This is a genomic window from Sphingobacterium sp. UBA5670 (genome assembly GCF_002420705.1).
Classification (GTDB): Bacteria; Bacteroidota; Bacteroidia; order Sphingobacteriales; family Sphingobacteriaceae; genus Sphingobacterium.
This window is the reverse complement of the sequence record NZ_DIIM01000014.1, coordinates 98,748-121,263: the sequence shown is the minus strand read 5'-3', so window position 1 is coordinate 121,263 and position 22,516 is coordinate 98,748. Positions and strand designations below refer to the sequence as shown.

Genomic DNA, 22,516 nt, shown 5'->3' with positions numbered 1-22,516 from the left:
TTGATGGTTCTACTTATACTTGGCGATACGGTATATGCACAGCGTCCCGTCAATGAAATAGAAACTACCAAACATCTCGCTGATACAAGTAAACAACGGGACCTGATTGATATTGGCAAAGAAATATTAAATATCAAGCCTCCCCAAACTGTCGATAGTACAGGAAAGAAAATCTATTTTTCCTTTTTACCATTTTCAACAAATGTCCCCGGAGGTGGTCATGCTTTAATTACAAGTACAACAGCAGGATTTTATTTGGGCGATCGCTCGGATACCTATATGTCCAAAATGACATTTACGCCCTACACCAATTTCGGTAAGCGATTTGGACTCCCCATACGCTCCTACATCTGGTTAAAGGAGAATACGTGGGTGATTGATGGAGATATCCGACTACTAAAATATCCACACGAAACTTGGGGAATTGGTAAAGAGCATCATGGCGATCAACAGATTAATTTAGATTACACCTATTTTCGTTTATACCAACATGCATTAAAAAGAATTCATGGAGGTCTTTTTATGGGAATTGGTTATGATCTGGATTATCGAATGAATATTAAGTCGACAAGCGATACCAAGCTTGAGGACTACACCTCCTACCCTTATGGAACAGATTTAAAAGATAATACCATGTCTTCAGGAGTGAGTTTCAATTTAATCTACGATACGCGGGCCAATTCGATCAATACCTGGTCGGGGAACTATGCCAATTTACAGTTTCGCGTAAATCCAACATTTTTAGGAAGTGATCAGAATTGGAAATCGTTATTTCTTGAAGTGAGACGCTACCACAGGCTTACCCAAGACCGAAACCGGCAAAATATGATTGCTGTAAGAAGTTTTTTCTGGACCGTATTTAATAGCAAAGCTCCCTATCTTGATCTTCCCAATTTAGGATGGGATCCATACAACAGTTCAGGAAGAGGCTTTCCCGTCAGCCGTTTTCGGGGTAAATCACTTTATTATTTAGAAACGGAATACCGCCGCGATATCACGAGGAATGGCTTATTCGGATTTGTTGCATTTATGAATTTTACCACGTTAAATGGGCCAAAAAACAGCATGTTTGAGGACTGGAATGTCGGCACCGGTGCTGGTGCACGAATTAAGTTTAACAAAAATTCCGGCACCAATATCGGCATCGACTATGGGATCAGCAAGAACCACCGTGGCGTGAGACTTACCTTAGGTGAAGTATTCTAAGCCCTAACTCAAGTGATAACTTTGGTTTTTGAACTCCATTGAGGCATAGTATTGGTATTTTCTATTGTCCAGCGGATAATCCCAACAGCCCATCCGGTGGTAGATTTCACCACCAAAGCCTGTTTTGAACCGATAGAGTCCATATAAAGGGTGTGAAGGATCGGCCTGTGGAGATACGCCGAAGAAATCATATTCTGTACATCCTTTTTCTTTCGCAAGCTGCATTGCGCGCCATTGCAAAGCATATGTTGCCATATAGTTACGATTTTCTGAAGCAGAAGCCCCATATAGATAAGTCCCCCGATTTGCTGCTATCACCAAAAACATGGCCGCTAAAGGCTGGTCATTAACTTCGGCGACTAAAAGATAGACATCTGCTGGTGATAAGGTATCATTTGCCCTTGCGGAAAGAACAATCTTAAAATAACTGATATCATGTAAAAAGAAGTTGTTACGAAGAGCAGTCTGTCTATAAAGCTCATACCAGATTTCCAAGCTTTCAAGTCCAAGCGAACGCACACGCACCCCCTTTCGTTCTGCCAGATTAATATTATATCTCGTCTTGGATTTCATATTTCCAAGCAGCATATCCTCTTCTTTTCTAAGATCCATAAAAATAGTATTAGACGGAAGTATGTCCGTATTTGCTTTATGAAAATTCCAGTTTTCCGTATTAAAGTTAAAACGCATCTCCTGAATACGTTTTTCGGGCACCCCCAACCAGTTTCCATGAAGGTCATAACAATCATCCTCTTTAGCCCAATGGGACTCCCAGGATAGATCGTAGCGTATCATAATGCAATTTGGCGGCAGATGGGAACGCAAACTCTCCGATAACTGTTCCAAAAAATAACCTTGATTCTCCTCTGAGGGTTCGATCTCCGGTCCATAAGGTACATAGGCTATGCAATGTTCCTGATCTATGGTGTGTATAATAATCAATAAATCGCCAATAAAATACGTATCGTCGTCGATCCCAACATAGAGATCAGATTGTTTGGATTTAAAGTTAAATGCCTTCGACTGTATGCCTTGCATTTTTTTAACTGCAGACCAATAAGCAGTCTGTTGAATAATACCTGTTTTATAAAGCCCACTGATTTCTTTGTCATTAATGTCTGCTATCATGATATTTCTCCAATTTTAATAGGGGTATTTTTTCAGATGCTCAAAAAACGCATCGATTTTAAAGCCCAAAAACGGCAAACATAACCAAAATGTTCGGCTAAGCAGGCACACATTTGTCACTTTGTTGTTAATTTCAAGGAACAGAGAAAAATAGCTATTTAAAATAGCTATTTCACATATTTTAACGCTAGAATAACCTCATCTGAATTGTTATTTTGATCTAAAATTTAAGATATTTGTAGCTTAACAATTCAGCACACGATGGACAATAAAGCGATTTCCAAAATTTTCAAATTATGCAGCCAATTGATGGAATTGCACAATGAAAATCCTTTTCGAACAAAATCCATAGCGAGTGCCTCTTTTAAGTTGGACAAACTGCCTTTCCGTATTGTAGAGGCCAGTCTCGAAGAATTAAGTGCGCAGCCCGGCATAGGAAAAAGCACCGCTGAAAAAGCGAAGGAAGTGGCTGCTACCGGAACTTTTAAAGAGCTTCAGACGCTTATGGAAAATACGCCATCCGGTATTGTTGAAATGTTAAACATTAAGGGGCTAGGTCCTAAAAAGATCGAGATTATCTGGAAAGAACTTGAGATCGAAAGTATAGGTGAGCTGCTTTATGCCTGTAACGAAAACCGTCTTGTTGAAGCGAAAGGATTTGGACTTAAAACCCAAGAAGACATCAAAAAATCCATTGAATTTTCGATCTCCAACAAAGGATGGTTTTTATATGCTAAAGTACTTCCGTTGGCAGAACGTTTTTTCAACGACCTTAAATCGCATTTTCCAGCTTCCCTATTGTCTTTCACAGGGGATTTCAGAAGAAAATGCGAAATTTTGAGCACTGTAGATCTTTTGATTTCTGAGCATATCGATAGTGTAGAGAAATTTTTAAGTGCATATACCTTAGTAGAAAAAACAGAAAATTCCATAGAATTGACCGATGATCTGGGATTTACTTTCAAAGTCTTCAGCAGCAATATCAATGATTTTTATCGTGACCTGATTCTTAGCACCGGATCTACAGCACACCTCGATCTCCTATTTAATATACTTCCAGATCTCCCTTCACTTTCCAGTGAAGAAGCAATTTACCGCAACTTGGGTTTGGATTATATCGAACCCGAACTACGTGAAGGATTGAATGAAATCGAACAGGCACAAAATCACAACCTACCAAAACTAATCCAATACAAGGATCTCAGAGGCACGCTTCATAATCACTCTACGTATAGTGACGGTGTGCATAGTCTCGAGCAGATGGCCCTGCATTGTAAAGACGTTTTAGGGCTCGACTATTTGGGAATCTGTGATCACTCGAAAACTGCAGTTTATGCTAACGGACTATCCGTAGAAAGATTAGAAGAACAATGGCAGGAGATTGCTACATTAAATGAAAAATTGGCGCCGTTCAAGATCTTTCGCGGGATTGAATCCGATATTCTAGGCGATGGTTCATTGGACTACCCTGATGAGATACTGGCAAAATTCGATTTTGTTGTTGCTTCCGTTCACTCCAATCTAAAAATGGATGAAGAAAGAGCAACCGCTAGGCTAATTAAAGCGATTGAAAATCCATACACCACAATATTAGGACATCCTACCGGAAGGCTATTGTTAAGTAGAGCGGGCTATCCATTAGATTTTAAAAAAGTCATCGATGCTTGTGCTGCAAATGGAGTTGTGATTGAGATAAATGCCAATCCTTTACGCCTAGATCTTGATTGGAGATGGCACCGTTATGCCGTAGAAAAAGGAGTACTGCTATCTGTGAATCCGGATGCCCATCGTACGGAAGGACTACAGGACATGCAGTATGGTGTGTTAGTCGCTCAAAAAGGTGGCCTTCAAGCAAATAACTGCCTGAACACATATTCTTTAGATGCCATCACGGCATATTTCAACAAGAAAAAACAGCGCTAGTGTATGTCAAGTAAAACAAATGCCGTTCGCCTATTGGATACCGCGGGAGTAAGTTATGAACTACGGGAATATGAAGTCGATGAACAGGACGTCAGTGCCGAGCATGTTGCCGAAACCTTAGGTTTATCTCTTGAAACATTATACAAGACCTTGGTTCTAAAAGGAAACAAAGACCCTTATATTGTGGCTGTCATCCCTGGCAATGCGCATCTTGATTTAAAAAAAGTAGCAAAAGCTTCAGGCAATAAAAATTGTGAGATGCTTCCAATGAAAGACCTCCTATCGGTCACCGGCTATATTCGTGGAGGTTGCTCTCCCATTGGAATGAAAAAGCAATTTCCAACATTCATTGAAGAAGCCGCTCAACTAGAAGCCCATATTTCGGTAAGCGCAGGAAAAAGAGGTCTTCAGATGGTATTAAATCCGCTGGACCTCGCTCGCATTGCACATGCTCATTGGTCGGATCTGATTGGCCTATAATAGGCCTCACTTTTTACGCCCGTATAATAGTATCCGTTTGAAAGAGTAAATGGCCGGAAATTTTGAAAAATGTTTATTGATTCGAGTTTTGAACTCATCAATAAACAGTACCTTCTTATCTTCTGCTAACCGCTCAATATAGGGAATCAAAGCGGAGCCTGCAATGAAGCTGTAAAGCGTATCAACATCAGTAGCAATCAAAGGATACACACGGAGTGAAAGATCCAGTTGATCCAAGCCATTTTCAAACAGCAGCTGTGCATAAGCGTCAATATCCAATACTGACGAAGGCCTATTCCAATCATTTAGATAAGTACGAAAAGGTTCCTCGTTCCCCAGTTCAAATAAAATCTTATTTAAGATATTTTCTGGCTGATAAGGCATCTGTACTGCCAATTGTCCACCGGCATTTAACCTGGAAATAAGCTGAGGGAAAAGAACCTGATGATCTTCCAGCCATTGTAAGGCAGCATTGCTAAAAATAAGATCCCAGGTCCTTGGCTCAGCAAGGAATTTTTCGACTGAACTTTGTTTAAATTTTAAACGTTCTGTTTCAAGCTGATGGCTTTCAGATAGCATTTCTGCTGAAGAATCTATTCCAAGAAAATTTGCTTCAGCGAATTTTCCACTTAGAATAGCTGTTTGTTCACCGGTACCGCAGCCCAAATCTACAGCATGCAGTACGGTATCTCCAACGATAAGGTCGGCCAAATCATAAAATGGTTTAAAACGAATATTTTTAAATTGATTATAGGTGTCCGGATTCCAAGGCATATTTTTTTTCATTATACCCCTATAGGGCAATACAACATTTTCTATTTAAACAACGTGAGAATTTCAGAAGCATCGACTTGGCCAAAATAAGCCGTTAGATCGACGGACCGCAGCAATAGATCAATCTCCTCCAATTCATGCTTTTTTCCAACCAATAGACTTTCGATTTCATGGATTGATTTGGAAGCAAAAAAATCCCCAAAAATTTTAGCGCGTTCAATATATCCTTTGTGTACATCTAGGTGTAATTCGATAAATCCCGCGGGGATCTTAATCGCTTTTTTAAAATTATAATTTGGAGAAAAACCAAAATTCCAGTCCCATGTCTCGTATTTTTCTTTGATCAGCTTTTCAATATTTTCAATATCCACAGGAGAAAACGTGCTAATTTTAGCTTCGGGGTTCTCCAGTTTCATTTCCTCCATGAGCAATTTTTTAAAATGAACGGTTGTAAAACCACTAGGCAAATATCCAATTAAATTTGTTACGCGTGCGCGGTTTGATTTTACAGCTTTATCTACAAATTTCAATGGATTGACCTTCAAAGCATCGCTTAGCACTTGCATCTGTGAATTGATCAATATGGTGCCATGTTGAATCATTTTGCCATTTTTGGCCAGTTTAGCATTTCCGCTAAATTTTTTCCCGTCGACCAACAGATCATTTCTTCCTTCTAATCTTGCGGGTATATCCAATTTATTCAATAGCGAAACTACCGGTTGGGTAAAGGTTGAAAAATCCATAAAATCATGATTCCCTAATAAGGTATGAAAGGAAAAATTAAGGTTTCCTGCATCATGATAAACAGCACCTCCCCCCGACATCCGCCTGACAACCTTAATATTATTCTCATTAACGTAATCAAGATTGATTTCAGCTAAGGTATTCTGGAATTTACCTATTATAATTGAGGGAGCATTTACGTAGAGCAGAAAGATATCTTCTTTGGGGTATTTACCCAATAAATATTCCTCGGAAGCGATGTTAAAATAAGCATTGTCGGAAGGAGAATCTATAATCAGCATATTTTTCTTTTTTCAAAAATAACAAGAATTTAATCGAGGTAATTCATTTCAAATTCATAATTACCTCAAATGGCTATTATAACGTTCCTTCCGATTTCGGCAATGCAATTCCATCAGCCTAAGCGCAGCTAATCCGGTTGTTTGGGAGCAACTTTCTCCTCTAATTTTTTAATAATAAAGGCTGAAAAATCCTCCTGTACGATCTCTTCAGTCTGACATAGTGCTCCAGGACTAAAAACATTAATTTCCATGATACGGTTTCCGACCACATCCAGACCAACAAAATACATTCCATCCTGAATCAACTTATCCTTAATCTTGTCAACCATCAGCAGCAGCTCCGGTGAGATAACAGCCGCCTGGGTTGTAGCTCCCTGATGGACATTACTGCGAATCTCATCACCCTGCTGCACACGATGTACAGCCGCATATTTTCCATTGATCGAAATAGGCTCTCCATTCAATAAAAAGAATCTAATATCCCCACGTGCAGCATCCGGAAGATATTCCTGACCAATCACGTAACCATCGCGTGCGATAGCCTCTACCGTCTGTTTTAAATTTTGCTGATTATCTTTATTGATCAAAAATACATTTTTACCACCTGAACCCTTCAGAGGTTTTAAAATAATAAGCTTGTTCTGTTGTTCAAAAAACTCAATGACATCCGCATAATTTCTGGTTACTATAGTCTTTGGGCGAATAGATTCATCAAATCCCTCGAGGTATAACTTATTGCTCGCCCTGCCAAGACTATCGGGATCATTGATAACCAGTACCCCTTTTTCTTTTAAGAGCGATGCGAATTGCAGTGCTGAGGCTGCTGCCCAAGGCCGGTTAACCATATCCAGTACAGGATCAAATCGCAACCAGACAACATCCATCTCTTCCAAAAACATTTTAGTCTTTTCTGTTCCCCTTAATACTTCCATTAAGCGATCGGTCGTAGTAAGCTTCTGATCAGGAAGCACTTTTCGTACATGGGCAGCAATATGTGCAGACTCATAATAGAAATCAGCCAAGCCAATATAATAAATCTCATGTCCCATTTGATGGGCCCTCAATGCCAAAAGAGTTGTCGTGAAACGAGCTGTTTCTTTATGGGTTTGGTTAATCACGAATGCTATCTTCATATAAAATATCCGATTATTGAATCATTTGAAATATTCCATTATTGTTCTTTTTGAGTTGTATCAATGCCTCTTTATACGGCTCCGTTAGGTATCTTGGGGTTAAAGCCGGAGCTCTCAATACACCTTTTAACATCAGTTCTTCGACAATCGGGATATAATCCTCCCGAATTTTCCCCATGGTCAGTAGCGATAGATCTCGCCCGCTTTTAATATAATTCGTCAATTCGATTAAACCGCTCAAGTATAATGCATCTTTGGTCAGTCCACCGCTCCTGTATACACGCATCGTCATTTGGAAAGCCGTTTCAGGCAAAAATTGATACTTATCAAGCAAAACTGAAAACGTATCAATAAAAGAATTCCCTTGCTGCATATGATGGACGGCGATAACTCTTCCTGCCAGAATACGTAGTCTATTGTTTGTCAGTCCGCCGACCAGATATTCGGCAAGTACGGCGAGACCTTCCTGAAGTTTCTCATAACCGGGAACCCCTAATCTGAAAAGACTGAACGGCTGTTGTTTCCCATTGTAGTAAGTGACGATATGTGTACCAACCTCATGCTGAATGAGTGCCTTTACCCTATTTCGCGGCAAACTATACTGCTTACTGATATTGAGCACGCCCTGATTGACCATCACCCCATAAATATCATCCCGAAGTCGCACGGTAGTCCCAAAATTTGGGTCTTGGATTTTCAAATAATCCAGTTCTTCCTGAGCTAGTTTAGCAAACTCATCCGCATAGACAATATCCTCCTCTTTTGTTTTCACTTCTCGATCGGTTGTGGTAATTGTGAGAATTGCCTGGGCCCTTTCCAACAATTTTTCATTGACTGTACCAAAAACTTGCATGCTTCCCAAGAGAAAACCTTCTTTTCCCCTTTCACTTAGCATCGTCATCATCTGATCGAGTTCCTTTCGTTTGTCACGAAATAAATAAGCAATAGAAGGGTCGAATAAATCTTCGATATGCAAGTTATAGAGATTTCTCTTGATAATATCCGGATCAATAGGCATGGGCCGATATCGAAAAACAGGTGTTTTTCGATAGTTACCTTTTTTAAACTGAAGCCATGCATCATAAGAATTTGTCGGAGTAATTAATAACAGGAAATCAAACCTTTGGCTTTCCCGGGCCAATTTTTGATCAATTTCCCAGGCCAAAGGAAGCATCTTTTTAGGCTGACTTATTTTAAATGCAGTAGGTTTAGATAAGGTATGGATACGAATGAATTCGAAGAATGTTTTAGATAGGCTCCTTGATATGGCTTCACGGAAATGACGAAGGTCTATCGGTAAGATCTGCTGATCAACACCTAGTAAATACTTCGGCTTTATTTCCAGCCCCATGTAAAATATATTGGTATTCAGATTATCTAACTGTACACTTGACGGCGATAAACTTTGGGTAGCATTGGTTTTTGAATCTGTCAATATCTCAACCTTGGCGATCGATTCTTCGGTGCTCAATTGCTTACCGAGATATTGTGCAATTGCCTGTACATTCTTTCGCGCAATATGAATTTGAATATCTTCTTCCTGTGCTGCATCGGCAGCCCAAGCTTCAATAATCAAACAGGCGCCAAACTCTTCGACAAGTTGATTGAGAATTGGAGCGATCCATTCCGAAACATTCATCTGCGGATCTCTCACCTTAAAATAAGCGGGTTCTGATTTGACCAACTCCGAAAGCATGGGATCCTGACTAAAAAACTGTCTATACAAGAAGAGGTAAGGCACAACCTGATTAAAAACCAATTTATTTTTAGGAGGGATCTGTACATGGAAAACCTCTTTATTTTTGATCTTCTTTAGAATGCCAGCAAGCTGTTTAGCATTATCTTTCATAGGCAAAATAGTTTTCTAAGGTCTCTATACTTTGCAAGAGAAGTTGCTTATATTCCTGAAGTTTTTGTGGATATACTTCCCCAGTCCATTCGTCCATAAAATCCTTTCGGAACTCTATAGAAAAAACACAGCCCTTATCGCCGAATCTATCATTCAGATATGCCGAAAGAAATCCGCCCTTAAATTTCACATTCTCGCGAACATCATAAGTTTGCCCCTCCCTCCCAGACTGAATAGCTCTGATGAACTGATCCGTCAGCTTACGCCATTTACCCTGATTATGAGATGTCCCTATGTTAATTTGCGGATTAGCCGTGTTATCCAACTTTGTTTCTGGCCCCTCGCGCCGCATATTGTAACTATGAATATCGTATACAAGGAAATAACCATAACGATCAATAGTACGCTCAATCTCCCGGTTGATTTCCTCATACACCCGATCATAAGTCTCATATAACTGACTTTTTAAATCATCGGGCAAATCAGATCGCCATACATGCATTCCCCATGACTGTTCGGGCCTCAAATAAATTGCATCTTCTCGCTTTCTGTTCAGATCCAGCTGAAACCTGGAAGTTCCTGACAAGAATCGATTAAACGGGAGCTCTGCCAAAATGGCTGTGTAAGGATCTTCCTCGCGCAATCGTTCGTCTTCCGAAATATTGTAATGCGGAATTAAACGCTCATCAACGTGATGACCATCATGAATAGCAAAAGCCCAAAAAGGACTCTCATAGCGTTCCAATTGATAGAGATATGTTAGCGACATGTACTTTTTTTTAAACAGTTTATGATCCATGCCAGATAAGCAGTGATCTTTCGCTTAAATAAACGCATGTCGCTCACAAAAGGTTTGAAATTTAACTAGATTTCCGCCGAAATAATGCCCCCAATTATTCCATTCAGAAAAGCGTTAAAAATCGTTAAACAAACAGAGGAATTAGGCACATTGGCATCCTTCTTGAATATTGTCTTGTAGTTTCATAAATTTAGGTTAATAATTTAGTTAGTTTATAAAAAACCTGTTAGTCCCCGCTAGCAGGTTTTTTATTTTTCTAAAAAGAAAACAAAATAAATATTAGAATATTTTACTGAGAATCAATACTAAACAATTAAAATATGTTAAAAAATAAAAAAAAGTGATATCCACTGAAACATTTTTCAAACCTACTACGTTATATAAGTACTTTTCATAAATTTAGGTTAATAATTGGTTAGGAAAACTCCTGTTGCTCCCCGCTTCAGGAGTTTCTGTTTATTAACCACTTATAACAATTACAAAGGAAAATATTTCACTAAAAACCTTTCAAATTATCCATCAATAGGTCAGCATATGGATTTTAAAAAAACGTTTTCATTCATTTAGTCCGTGTAAAGAAACTCCAACACATACAGAAATTTTAATAACAAAAAAATGACAATATGTTCACGCAAAGAAAATAAGTTTTGGCATAGGTATTGCATTGTTTTGAGTATTCATAAATTTAGGTTAATAATTGGTTAGTTAGAAACACTTGAAGTTCCCCGCTTCAAGTGTTTTTTTTGATAGTTGTACGCTGTATAACGTAGAAACCGTCTTTTTATATTTAGCTGACCGTTTCCACCAATTGCTTCAGAGCAATTTCGTAGGCTCTTGACGAAATATGAGTCTTATGCGGAGAAACTGCCTTGATTTTTTTGAGTGCTTCAAAAATCACTTTAGAAACGTCCGAAAAAATTGCATCATCACTAATTTCGATATTGCGTTGCATTAAATAGGCAAATACTCTCGCCATCCCACAATTGGCAATGAAGTCTGGTATAACCGCGACATGCTGGTCGGCAAACTCCATGACAGGCCCATAAAATATTTCCTGATCTGCAAATGGAACGTTTGCACCGGAAGCAATCACCTCAAGCCCATGACTGATCAGATGTTGGATCTGATCTTTTGAAACTAATCGGGATGCCGCTGCCGGCACAAAAATATCGGTTTTCAAGTTCCAAATTTCTTTCTGTATCTGATCAAAAGGAATCAGATCCGGTGAGCAGAGTTCATTACCTTTTCGCTCTAGAAATAAACGTGTAATATCCTGTTCATTAAATCCTTCCGGACTGATCAATCCGCCAGCACGATCGATTATTCCGACAATTTTAACCCCTAGTTTCGACAGATAAAATGCTGCTGCGGCAGCCACGTTTCCCCAACCTTGAATCACCGCACGTTTTCCAGCACAATGCGATCCAAAGAGCTCGTAGTAGTGACGAATTGACTCTGCCACGCCATAACCAGTGATCATATCTGCCACTTTGTACTTTCGTTTCAGATCTGGACTGTAGGAGCTATCCTCCAATACTTTGGAAACTCCATAACGCAGTTGTCCAATTTGGTGAATGCGATTGCTTTCATTCACCTTAAAGTGCCCATTCAAAATTCCTTCTTGGGGATGCCACAGTCCATATTCTTCCGTCAATGGAATAACATCATGAATTTCGTCTATATTCAGGTCCCCACCTGTCCCATAATAGTTTTTTAATAGCGGTGTAACAACCTTAAACCAACGTTCTAAAACTTCATTTTTCCTGGGGTCATGTGGATCGAAATCAATCCCTGATTTTGCTCCCCCAATTGCGGGGCCCGAAACCGTAAATTTGACCTCCATTGTTTTTGCCAAAGATTCTACCTCATGCTTATCCAATCCAGGCCGCATCCGCGTTCCACCACCGGCAGCACCCCCACGCAAAGAATTGATCACAATCCATCCCCTTGCATCCGTCTCGCTATCTTTCCATTCGAAAACAATTTCTGGGCTTTTATGCTCAAACGCCCTTAATAATTCCTTCATCCCTTCCATACTACTATAAATTTCCTCGACGTTCCTGTTCACGTTCTATAGCTTCAAAAAGGGCCTTAAAATTTCCTGCACCAAAGCTTTGTGCTCCTTTTCGCTGGATGATCTCATAAAATAAAGTTGGTCTGTCCTCTACAGGCTTTGTGAAAATCTGCAGCAAATACCCCTCTTCGTCACGGTCTACCAGAATTCCAAGTTCTTGAATGATCCGTATTTCTTCATCAATTTTTCCAACTCTTTCCGGCAACATGTCATAATATGCTTCGGGTGGGGCACCCAAAAACTCTACTCCTCTTGCTTTAAGTGCTTTCACGGTAGCAACAATATCTTTCGTTGCCAAAGCAGCATGCTGTACACCTTCACCCTCGTAAAACTCAAGGTATTCTTCAATCTGCGACTTCTTTTTTCCTTCGGCAGGCTCGTTAATCGGGAACTTAACATAGCCATTTCCATTACTCATCACTTTACTCATTAGCGCGGAATACTCGGTATTGATCTGCTTGTCATCGAAAGACAGGATATTAACGAAGCCCATGACATCCTGGTACCATTTCACGGTTTCGTTCATCTTGTTCCAGCCGACATTACCAACACAATGGTCGACATAAAGCAAACCTGTTTCGCTTGGATTGTAATCACTTTCCCATTTTTCATATCCCGGCATAAATGTACCGGAATAATTCCGCCGTTCGACAAATAGATGGACCGTTTCGCCGTAGGTATAGATACCGGCAGTCCAGACTTCCCCGTTTTCATCCTTCAGAAGCTGTGGTTCCTGATATACCTTTGCCCCTCTTCTTGTTGTTTCCTCAAATGATTTTCGGGCATCATCTACCCAGAGCGCTAATATTTTAACGCCATCACCATGTTTCTTAACATGTTCTGCGACGGGATGGTCAGATTTCAGCGCCGTAGTAAGCACCAAACGTATTTTATTCTGTTTTAGCACATAGGATACCCGATCGCGAACTCCGGTTTCAGGTCCGGCGTAAGCATCCGACTGGAAGCCAAAAGCTGTCTTGTAGTAATGCGCCGCTTGCTTGGCATTACCAACATAAAATTCAATATAATCGGTCCCATTGATAGGTAGAAAATCTTGCGCTTGGGCAATCTTTTCCGCAAATGTATTTGCCATAATTTATATAAAGGTTACTCTTCTTTTATTAATCTAACTCATCCAAGACTTATAATAATCTGGATCTTCTATACTGAGCGCTTCTTCTGTCAGCATCAATGGTCGAAAAGGATCGATCATCACAGCCAGCTCTTCAGTTTTAACCTGTCCGATGCTTTTTTCCACTGTCCCTGGATGAGGTCCATGAGGTATACCACCGGGATGCAGGGTAATCTGCCCTCTTTCAACCGATTTTCTGCTCATAAAATCGCCATCGACGTAGTACAGGACTTCATCCGAATCTACATTGCTATGATTATACGGTGCAGGAATCGAATGGGGATGATAATCATACATCCGTGGACAAAAGCTGCACAGTACAAAGTTGTCAGTCTCAAAGGTCTGATGGACAGGTGGTGGCTGATGTAGCTTACCCGTTATCGGCATAAAATCATGGATCGAAAAGGCCCATGGATAATGATAGCCGTCCCAGCCAATAAAATCAAATGGATGACTTCCGTAGACATACGGATAAATCATCCCTTGTTTCTTGATTTTCACTTCGAAATCACCCAACTCATCAAAGGTTTCCAAATTTTGAGGTACTCGAATATCGCGTTCAAAAAAGGGAGCATGTTCCATCAATTGACCAAATTCATTGCGATACCGTTTTGGCGTGCGCACAGGAGAAAACGATTCAACGATAAACAACCGGTTATTTTCCTGCTCAAATTCCATTTGATAAATCGTTCCCCGGGGAATAACTAAATAATCACCATATTTAAATGGGATATTTCCATATCCAGTTTTTAATCTTCCGCTCCCTTGATGAATAAAGACAATCTCATCTGCCTGGCTATTTTTATAGAAATAGTCGTCCATGGACCGGCGAGGAGCTGCCAAGGATATATGCAGGTCCTGATTAACCAGGACGGGCGTTCGGCTTTCGAGATAATCATCTTTTGCCTGTACCTGAAATCCTTTTAAGCTGGTATGTTTAAGATGTTTATCCCGGGCAATCTTGGGCGATACATCGTAAGGTTCCCTAATTTGCTTGACTAATGTAGGCGGGTGGCAATGATACACCAAAGAATAAAGACTGGAAAAACCATGGGTGGATACGAGTTCCTCAGCATAAAGCGTATTATCGGGCTTTCTAAAAACAGTATGTCGCTGCATTGGAATTTGCCCTTGTTTAACATAAAATGGCATAATTCTACGATTTAAACGGTTATAAAATTAAATGAATATCCAAATTGCCAATAGAACTATCGGCAAGTAGTAAAAGAGAAGATTAGTATTGTGCAAAAACGATATCAGCTATAATTGCTCTATTAAAAGCAATATAGGGCATGGAGAACGCAAAGCGATGTACGCCACGATTGATCATTATTTATAGTTTATAATACTTTAATAAAGGTAAGCATATTTTTCTATTTTCAAGAGAAGAAATATTTTTTTCAAATCTTATACAATATATTTGTGTCAAATGCTAACAGCATTGAATAACCAAATAGAACACACTATATATGAGAATTGTCACTAGCATTAAAGAAGGTCAGGAGGAATTGGGGATTGTCATAAACGACCGATTTTATCGTTGCTCAGCAATCGATCAAACCCTCCCCAAAAATATGTCTGATTTCCTAAAAGGTGGAGAAAAGGCCATGAGTAAGCTCCAGGAATTTGAGCGTTCTTTGGTCCAGGGAATGATCGAAAGACCATATCATCGGTTACAGGACACACAGCTTATCGCTCCGGTACCTCATCCAGCCTCTTTCCGTGATGCCTACGCATTTCGTCAGCATGTGGCAACATCAAGAAGAAACCGTGGACTTGAAATGATCCCCGAATTTGACAAATTTCCTGTTTTTTATTTTTCAAATCATCAGGCAATACAAGGTCCGGGGCCTATTCACTGTATGCCCTTACATTTAGATCAACTTGATTTCGAACTTGAGATCGCCATCGTCATCAATAAGCCAGGAATCAACATCCCTGCGGCCAAGGCAGATGAGTATATTGCCGGATTCATGATCATGAATGATTTTAGTGCAAGAAAATTGCAGATGGAAGAGATGAAATTGAGTTTGGGCCCTGCCAAGGGCAAAGATTTTGCAACAGCAATTGGGCCTTGGTTAGTTACCAAAGATGAATTGGAGCCTTACAAAATTCAACCAGCCGAAGGGCATATTGGTAACTGTTATGATCTCGATATGACTTGTAAAGTAAACGGCAGACAGGTTTCAGCGGGTAATTTTGCGAGCATGCACTGGACTTTTGCAGAAATTATTGAGCGGGTTTCTTATGGTGTACAGATCTTCCCCGGTGATGTGATCGGTTCAGGCACTGTTGGTACAGGTTGCTTTCTCGAACTTAATGGCACTGCACGCATCGAGAATCCTAACCACAAAGATCAATGGCTCAACCTTGGCGATGAGATTGAGTTGGAGATCACCGCGCTCGGAAAACTCTCCAATTCTATTGTATTATACCATTCATAAATCTACCGAATATGACCTCATCTTTCGAAACGATCACCTTTGAGTCTGTAGCGGACAAAGCTATCATCGATAATTTAATTAAATATGCTATTGCACCGCGACCAATTTGTTTTGCAAGTACGATAGATCGCAATGGACAAGTCAACTTAAGTCCTTTTAGCTATTTCAACCTGATGTCCCATCAACCGCCTATCTGCATTTTCTCGCCACTGCGGCGGATGCGCGACGGCAGTACGAAGCATACATTGGATAATATACAGCAAGTTAAGGAAGTCGTCATCAATATTGTCAACTACGATATGGTGCAGCAGCAATCTCTTGCCAGCACCGAATATGGGAAAGAAATAAATGAATTCGATAAGTCGGGTTTTACTGCTGTCCCCTCTATTCAGGTTTCGCCACCACGGGTAGCCGAATCTCCAGTTCAGCTGGAATGTCGGGTTAGAGAAATTATCGCTTTAAGCGATGAACCAGGGGCTGGTAATCTTGTTATTGCCGAAATCCTCTATATGCATATCCACAAACACTTATTGGGCAAAGACAATACCATTCAACAAAAAGATTTAGACCTTGTGGCAAGACTCGGTGGGGACTGGTACTGCCGCGTCACCGATGAAAACCTATTTATTGTACCGAAGCCCCTCCGTAGCCTGGGAATTGGCATAGATCAACTTCCGGAAAAAATTAGATTTTCTACAGTACTGACCGGAAATCACCTGGGATTGTTGGCCAATGTCGAAGCACTACCTACATTAAAAGAGACACAGCCAGCAGATAAATACTTAAACTACCTGAAACTAAACTTTGAAGACAGCCCATCGAAATTCAGCCAAAAAGTTCATGAATATGCCGCACAGCTATTAGATGCAGGCCAGCTTGATAAAGCCTGGCAAATTTTATTAAAGGGATAATATAAGTAAGCTCCAGAAAATAGGACGTTCAAACTGTTGTATAGTCCTATTTTTTGGAGCTTACTATACTCCTCCAAAGAGTCTAATAGCAACCTTTTGGAAGAAATATTTTTCAATAATTATTTAAATCTTCCTCCTTTGCCACACGCAGCCCATCATCAATCAGTTTTTTCAAATGTGGATATAGCGTAAAAAATTCCAAAAGTCTCTTTTCTGCCAGATGAGTCAACTCCTCTGCATCATTCGCCCAGGCGATTTCAAATAACTCAACCAAACCTAACCAATGATTCGCATTTTCCGATCCCAGGAGATTGAAGATATCAAGCCAAGCTTTTTGATCAAATCCTTTGTCTCGCAAGTTGCGTATCGCAGCATGGAGATTCACGAGCTTTACATCTTCGGTTTCATTAGCCCTGGAAGATGAAGCCTGATCCCGAGGTTCTTCCAGGGCTTCATACGCATCTTTATCAGCAGCACCCGCAAATACAGATACTATTTCCGCTCCGACAGCCATATCGTATGTTCCCCATTCAGGTTTAAAATACACCTCTTCCCTATCGCCACGATATACCTCACATCCTATAAATGAAATCAAAACAATCTTGTCAAATTGACGAAAAATCCGTTGAACAGTTCCTGCGACGGTAATCCCCGAAGCAAAGTTTAACAGACACTGCTGGCCTTCAACTATGCCATATTGAATCAATGTTGCGTCATCAAAATCTTCTAGATCATGATCTGCACCGCTCAAATTTCCTACTGGAGATCCAAATCCTTCGCTATGATATTCTATCCCGTGGCCTTCGAGCTGTTTACCCGCGAATGCCAAAGCTGTAGGTCCCTGTGTCTGGATATACGAAAGATTTTGATCTGCGTTGGCTAATTTAAAAACTCCCGATACTTGCAGACCAGAACTATATTGCACCGTGCACACAGCACGACAGTCAATAGCTTTATCAACGCTCTGTTTGCCTCCTACTCGAAAGGCCATGGTATCAGCAAATTTATCCAACACGATTTTTAGATGTTCAAAATCTGGTGTAACAAATAGCTGCGGCTGTGGTTTGGTAATATCATACACATATTCGATCGCATTTAAACCATAGGGCAACTTAGGTACATCTTCTTGCATGCAGCTCGCGCTTTCTCCAATGGAAGACAGTAAACCAGCTCCGTAAATTTTGGGTGAATGAAGATCACCAATAAGTCCGTATTCTACTGTCCACCAATGCAACCTACTCAACAGTGCCATCTCCGAGGGCTCCCCCATATTATCCTGAACGGTCTGCAGATTCTTTTCTGCAGCCGCCAACTCATCCACAGTTGTTGTTGCATGTTCTTTCAAAATAGATAGGTGACGAATAGCTTCGTAGAGTTCAAAATCTTTTCCCGAAGAAAGTGCTTTTGTCCCGACTTCCCCAAAATACTGCAGGTATGCAGCATAATCTGGCTCACCTATTATAGGGGCATGCCCAGAAGATTCGTGAATAATATCCGGCGCTGGAGTATATTCGATATGCTCCAATTGACGTATGTCTGCGGCAATAACCAGTACGCGATGCGCCTGAAATTCCATAAAAGCAGCTGGCGGAATAAATCCATCTACTGTCACAGCTCCCCAGCCAATTAACTTTAGACTATCGTTCATATCCTGCAGGTTTGGGATGGTCGCAATTGATAATCCTGCTTTCTTCAATCCCGGGATATAAGGGTAATACGCTACATCTTTCAAAAAAGAATAATTCTGACGCATGACATAACGCCACAAAGCCTGATCCAGCGCGGTATAACGTTCATATCGCTGAGCGACTACATGGCGTTTCAAATGTTTGGGTAACCGCTCCAAAACAATGTTATTGTATGTTTCCATCTATAATTGGTATGAAAATAAAGTTTGAGACTTCTATATGAAGGTAGAAATTATTTATGGTTTGAGAAAGAACCATCATGTTAATTTATTGCTTTTCGCAAAATATTACAAAAGTATACCTTCACAAACCTTACTAAACAACTTTAAAATAAGTTCTTTTACCTAATTTAATTTTAAGCCCTGGATCTAAATCAACTGACAGCTCGGGATCCAGCTGTTTTATGGAGTCGATCTGCACTGCTCCGCCGATAATCAACCTTCTTATCGCCGACTTCGTCAGCCCTTTCAGGAAAAGACACAGATCGACCAGTTTAGCCTTTTCACCAAACTGTTCCCGCAATGTTTGACCCGATACCTCTACAAAAGCTTTTTCTTCCAATTTCTTGCTCTGAAATTGTTTGACAAAAAAATCAGCTGCATGAGCAGCAAACTCAGCTCCATGGTATTGGGCGACAAGATTATGTGCTATAAGTTTCTTAATTTCCATTGGATTTTCGCCCATTTCAATACGGGCCTTCATTCCAAGTTTGGTTTCCTGATTGAAATCTGTTGTTAAGTCAATATATTCTGGAATTAAATGATCTGGAATTGACATGGTTTTACCAAACATGTCATTTGGCTCATCCAAAAGACCGATCGTGTTGTTTAATGATTTGCTCATTTTTTCCTTTCCGTCCAACCCACGCAACAAGGGCATACACAGTACTATTTGTGGCTTCTGCCCAAAAGATTCCTGCAGCTGTCTGCCCATGGTGCAATTGAACATTTGATCCGTTCCGCCCATTTCAATATCGCTTTTGATATGTACAGAGTCAAAGCCCTGCAATATCGGGTAAAGCAACTCATGCATGGCTATCGATTGATTCTCGTTAAAGCGCTTATTAAAATCATGACGCTGCATCAGCTGAGCAACCGTGACTTTTGATACAAGCTGAATGACTTCTGTAAAATTTAGCTGATCCAGCCAGTCTCCATTAAAAACAACTCTTGCTTGTGAGACATCAATAATTTTAGACAGTTGCGCAATGTAGGTTGCCGCATTTAGAGCGATTTCCTCCGCGCATAAAGGTTTACGTGCTTTATTTTTTCCCGTAGGATCTCCGATCCGAGCGGTAAAACTGCCCACCAGTATCACGATTTCGTGCCCCAACTGCTGAAACTGACGTAGTTTCTTCAACACTACAGCGTGCCCTAAATGAAGATCCGGCGCTGTGGGATCAAAACCAAGTTTTATAATCAATGGACGGTTCTCTTCTTCAGCCTCCTTCAACTTCGATGCAAGTCCTTCCTTCGGTAAAATAATTTCGATGTTTTCTTCTAACTCTTTTAACATGATGTTATATAAAATAAAAAAAGCCCGAACGTTATGTTCGGGCTTAGCTATAAATAATAATTGAATTTCTTAATTTAATAGGCATAGGGGTCCCGAACGATTATCGGGCGATAATAATTAAAGAAAAATGGAAGACGTAATATGTTGTTCATTTTCTTCATTGCTTGACAAAGGTAGCGCTATATTTTTAAAATGCAAAAATATTGCGATCTCCTAACAGATCCGACTTACGATTTTCAATTAACCACCCGTATTTTTATCCATCAATTTTCCCGAGGCATTATAAACATACTTTTGGGTATTCCCTTTATCCTTTTTTTCCACTACCTTTTGCACGAGCAATGAATTCTTAAAATACTCATGGTAAAAGCAATTATTAAGGTTATATTTCCGCTCCACAAGATTATTATTCTGATATAAATCTGTATAATCAACCTTAGCTTTCCGGTAGGTATGTTTTAGTAATTGGCCATGAGCATCGTAAGACTTTGATTCCTGTATCTGCCCACCACAATTCAATTTGGCACTGTACATTAAGGTATTGTCTAATCGATAGTCAGCTCTGGTATGGTCAAAATCATTTTCAATCGTATAATAATTATCAAAAAAGACCTTTGTTATTTTTTTTCCCTTATTTGCAACTCCGTAGAATACCATTTTTTCCTGACTGATTTTCCCATTCTTAAAATTTCGTTGCACACTTGAAGTATCCGTTATTGTGTATTGTAAGTCTGGTAACGTGGCAGATTTTACATTCATTTGCTGCATTACACCATGTCGTACCACAACAACACCTTGCTTCCCGTCTTTTTCAATCTTAAAATCACCCTCTACTATACCTTCTTGATTGATCGAAATAAATGCATTGGAAAGTCCCATAAATTGATTCTTCTGCAGAATATATTTACCCGGTTTCAACTTCGTTCCTTTACCTTTTTCCAATATCCGGATCGTATCCTTTGGATATTCTGATAAATGAAGCTGGTAACTATCCTTATCTAATCGAACATACTCTTGTGCAACTCCCAATTGAACAGCTAAACACAGGTGTAATAATGTAATAAAAAGTGATTTCGACATAATGTAATAAAATTGTTGCAATAACAATAATACAATTATTACACCAAAAATTAAAATAGGACTGCTTCTCAGAATACTTTTCTAATAAAAATGTATTTACAATACGCTATTACACATCTATTAAAAGCTTACGCAGACAATAAAAAAGGAGAATTATCGACCGACAATTCTCCTTATAATCAAGGTCTAGCAATGTTCGCACCGAAGGCGCGCACAACATCCAGCATCTAAACAGATTCTAAATACTGGGCATAACAATAGCCCTCCTCATTATCTTTGGTTCTGACCAGCCACCATTGATCATTAGCCTTACTGATCAAAGTGATGATTTCTCCTTTAGCAGCTTTGCCTACAATAGGCTGATCTGTACCAGGACCTTTTCTAATATTCAAGTTGCTATTTTCCGTAATGACCTTCACCTGACTTCCCGGCACTTCTGTAGCTACATCTACATTCAGTACCACATCTCCAGTTTGGAAATTAGGATCTATATTACCGTAGATTTCCCACAGCTTATTTTTCACATCTGCAGTAGGTGCAGTACCTCTAATCTGCAATACACCATCCATTTCGGCATAATTCAGGTCATTTACACCTGAAGATTGAGCCGTATCCAAAAGAACCTTATATTTTTCTTGCAATGACATAGTTTCGTTATTTATTTTTTGACAACAATACCGCTTAGATCCACTTTTTTGGGATTCAAGTTATCCAGTCCCTGTTTTAAGGTTATTATCTTAGACTGCTCCAAAGTACCCGTAACAGCGATCACACCGTCTTTTACACTTGCCTGCACGGAAGGGAAATCCTTCATAAACGTATTCACCGCCGCGCCAAGTACCGCGTCATTATTGGATACCTCAATAGGAGCTGGTGTCGATGACACGGGTGCGCTAACGATAATATTGTTTTCAATAGACTTAACGTCTTTATCTCCTGCTGTCTTAGCAATCGATTCCACTTGTTGTTTTTCTTCCTCCGAAGTGACAGTACCGCTTAAGATAACTTTTCCTTTTTCAACTTCAACGTCCACTGTTTTACGGCCAGTAAGCGCATTTTCTATTTTTTCCTCCAGCTTATCGTCAGACAACCCTGATTTGCAGGACATAAAAGAAAGTACAGCTGTCGTTGCCAATAGACAAAATGTTAATTTACTAAATTTCATAAGACCAATTTTAATTTATAATTCCAACAATAAACCTAACAAACTCCCATCACAATTGTTTGTCCAATTATTTTTAAACTTAAATTCTCTTGCCGGATCGTAATTATATAATTAAATTTAGAAGCAGAGGTCTTCGTGATTATTTCGTTCGGATCATTTTCTCCTCTAGGCTATAAAAGTACTTTTAAAA

The 22,516-nt window shown here is 39.8% G+C and carries 19 protein-coding genes; 5 read left to right on the top strand and 14 right to left on the bottom strand.

The features are described 5' to 3' along the window. Positions 1–3: 3 nt before the first annotated feature. Complete coding sequence (locus B3C94_RS12505) at positions 4–1,206, top strand: hypothetical protein (protein ID WP_293904093.1); 1,203 nt, start codon at positions 4–6, stop codon at positions 1,204–1,206. Between the two features lie 3 nt (positions 1,207–1,209). Here B3C94_RS12505 and B3C94_RS12500 read toward each other — a convergent pair whose 3' ends face one another. Next, complete coding sequence (locus B3C94_RS12500) at positions 1,210–2,334, bottom strand: lipid II:glycine glycyltransferase FemX (RefSeq protein ID WP_293904091.1); 1,125 nt, start codon at positions 2,332–2,334, stop codon at positions 1,210–1,212. A 261-nt stretch (positions 2,335–2,595) separates the two neighbouring features. Between B3C94_RS12500 and B3C94_RS12495 the strand changes: the two genes are divergently transcribed. Both B3C94_RS12495 and ybaK read left to right on the top strand, forming a co-directional pair. Further along, on the top strand, positions 2,596–4,257 hold the full coding sequence (locus B3C94_RS12495; RefSeq protein ID WP_293904089.1) for a DNA polymerase/3'-5' exonuclease PolX: 1,662 nt from the start codon (positions 2,596–2,598) through the stop codon (positions 4,255–4,257). A gap of 3 nt (positions 4,258–4,260) precedes the next feature. Beyond that, entirely contained in the window at positions 4,261–4,737 is a 477-nt protein-coding gene (gene ybaK / locus B3C94_RS12490; RefSeq protein ID WP_293904087.1) for a Cys-tRNA(Pro) deacylase, read from the top strand. Between the two features lie 6 nt (positions 4,738–4,743). On the opposite strand, the gene B3C94_RS12485 is transcribed toward ybaK, so the two are convergent. The 8 genes from B3C94_RS12485 to B3C94_RS12450 form a co-directional block, all read right to left on the bottom strand. Next, complete coding sequence (locus B3C94_RS12485) at positions 4,744–5,523, bottom strand: methyltransferase domain-containing protein (protein ID WP_293904085.1); 780 nt, start codon at positions 5,521–5,523, stop codon at positions 4,744–4,746. A gap of 29 nt (positions 5,524–5,552) precedes the next feature. Then, positions 5,553–6,536 carry a lipoate--protein ligase gene (locus tag B3C94_RS12480; RefSeq protein WP_293904083.1) on the bottom strand — a complete coding sequence of 328 codons (984 nt, stop codon included), beginning with the start codon at positions 6,534–6,536 and terminating at the stop codon, positions 5,553–5,555. A 128-nt stretch (positions 6,537–6,664) separates the two neighbouring features. Continuing rightward, the gene (locus B3C94_RS12475) at positions 6,665–7,669 is read right to left on the bottom strand and encodes a glutathione synthase (protein ID WP_293904081.1); all 1,005 of its coding nucleotides are present in this window, start codon (positions 7,667–7,669) and stop codon (positions 6,665–6,667) included. 13 nt (positions 7,670–7,682) lie between these two features. Beyond that, entirely contained in the window at positions 7,683–9,518 is a 1,836-nt protein-coding gene (locus tag B3C94_RS12470) for a flavohemoglobin expression-modulating QEGLA motif protein (RefSeq protein ID WP_293904079.1), read from the bottom strand. After that, positions 9,508–10,287 (bottom strand): N-formylglutamate amidohydrolase, encoded by a 780-nt coding sequence (locus B3C94_RS12465; protein ID WP_293904077.1) that lies wholly within the window; start codon positions 10,285–10,287, stop codon positions 9,508–9,510. Before B3C94_RS12465 ends, B3C94_RS12470 begins: the two co-directional genes overlap by 11 nt. Before the next feature lie 817 nt (positions 10,288–11,104). Continuing rightward, the gene (locus tag B3C94_RS12460) at positions 11,105–12,385 is read right to left on the bottom strand and encodes a Glu/Leu/Phe/Val dehydrogenase dimerization domain-containing protein (RefSeq protein ID WP_293904075.1); all 1,281 of its coding nucleotides are present in this window, start codon (positions 12,383–12,385) and stop codon (positions 11,105–11,107) included. Beyond that, positions 12,357–13,484 (bottom strand): 4-hydroxyphenylpyruvate dioxygenase, encoded by a 1,128-nt coding sequence (gene hppD, locus B3C94_RS12455; protein WP_293904073.1) that lies wholly within the window; start codon positions 13,482–13,484, stop codon positions 12,357–12,359. The genes B3C94_RS12460 and hppD overlap by 29 nt, the downstream gene beginning before the upstream one ends. A 33-nt stretch (positions 13,485–13,517) precedes the next feature. Next, the gene (locus B3C94_RS12450; protein ID WP_293904071.1) at positions 13,518–14,675 is read right to left on the bottom strand and encodes a homogentisate 1,2-dioxygenase; all 1,158 of its coding nucleotides are present in this window, start codon (positions 14,673–14,675) and stop codon (positions 13,518–13,520) included. 317 nt (positions 14,676–14,992) lie between these two features. On the opposite strand from B3C94_RS12450, the gene B3C94_RS12445 reads away from it, so the two are divergent. After that, a complete protein-coding gene (locus B3C94_RS12445) occupies positions 14,993–15,967 on the top strand; it encodes a fumarylacetoacetate hydrolase family protein (protein WP_293904069.1) in 975 nt (324 codons plus the stop codon). 11 nt (positions 15,968–15,978) lie between these two features. Continuing rightward, positions 15,979–16,878 (top strand): flavin reductase family protein, encoded by a 900-nt coding sequence (locus tag B3C94_RS12440; RefSeq protein ID WP_293904067.1) that lies wholly within the window; start codon positions 15,979–15,981, stop codon positions 16,876–16,878. A gap of 112 nt (positions 16,879–16,990) precedes the next feature. On the opposite strand, the gene B3C94_RS12435 is transcribed toward B3C94_RS12440, so the two are convergent. From B3C94_RS12435 to B3C94_RS12415, 5 genes are all read right to left on the bottom strand, one after another. Further along, positions 16,991–18,748 carry an aromatic amino acid hydroxylase gene (locus B3C94_RS12435; RefSeq protein WP_293904065.1) on the bottom strand — a complete coding sequence of 586 codons (1,758 nt, stop codon included), beginning with the start codon at positions 18,746–18,748 and terminating at the stop codon, positions 16,991–16,993. Between the two features lie 133 nt (positions 18,749–18,881). Then, positions 18,882–20,081: a tyrosine--tRNA ligase gene (gene tyrS / locus B3C94_RS12430; protein WP_293904063.1), complete on the bottom strand. Its 1,200-nt coding sequence runs from the start codon at positions 20,079–20,081 to the stop codon at positions 18,882–18,884. Between the two features lie 240 nt (positions 20,082–20,321). Then, entirely contained in the window at positions 20,322–21,161 is an 840-nt protein-coding gene (locus tag B3C94_RS12425) for a hypothetical protein (RefSeq protein ID WP_293904061.1), read from the bottom strand. A gap of 227 nt (positions 21,162–21,388) precedes the next feature. Then, positions 21,389–21,808 carry an SH3 domain-containing protein gene (locus tag B3C94_RS12420; RefSeq protein WP_046675658.1) on the bottom strand — a complete coding sequence of 140 codons (420 nt, stop codon included), beginning with the start codon at positions 21,806–21,808 and terminating at the stop codon, positions 21,389–21,391. An 11-nt stretch (positions 21,809–21,819) separates the two neighbouring features. After that, positions 21,820–22,326 carry a BON domain-containing protein gene (locus B3C94_RS12415; protein WP_293904058.1) on the bottom strand — a complete coding sequence of 169 codons (507 nt, stop codon included), beginning with the start codon at positions 22,324–22,326 and terminating at the stop codon, positions 21,820–21,822. Positions 22,327–22,516 lie beyond the last annotated feature (190 nt).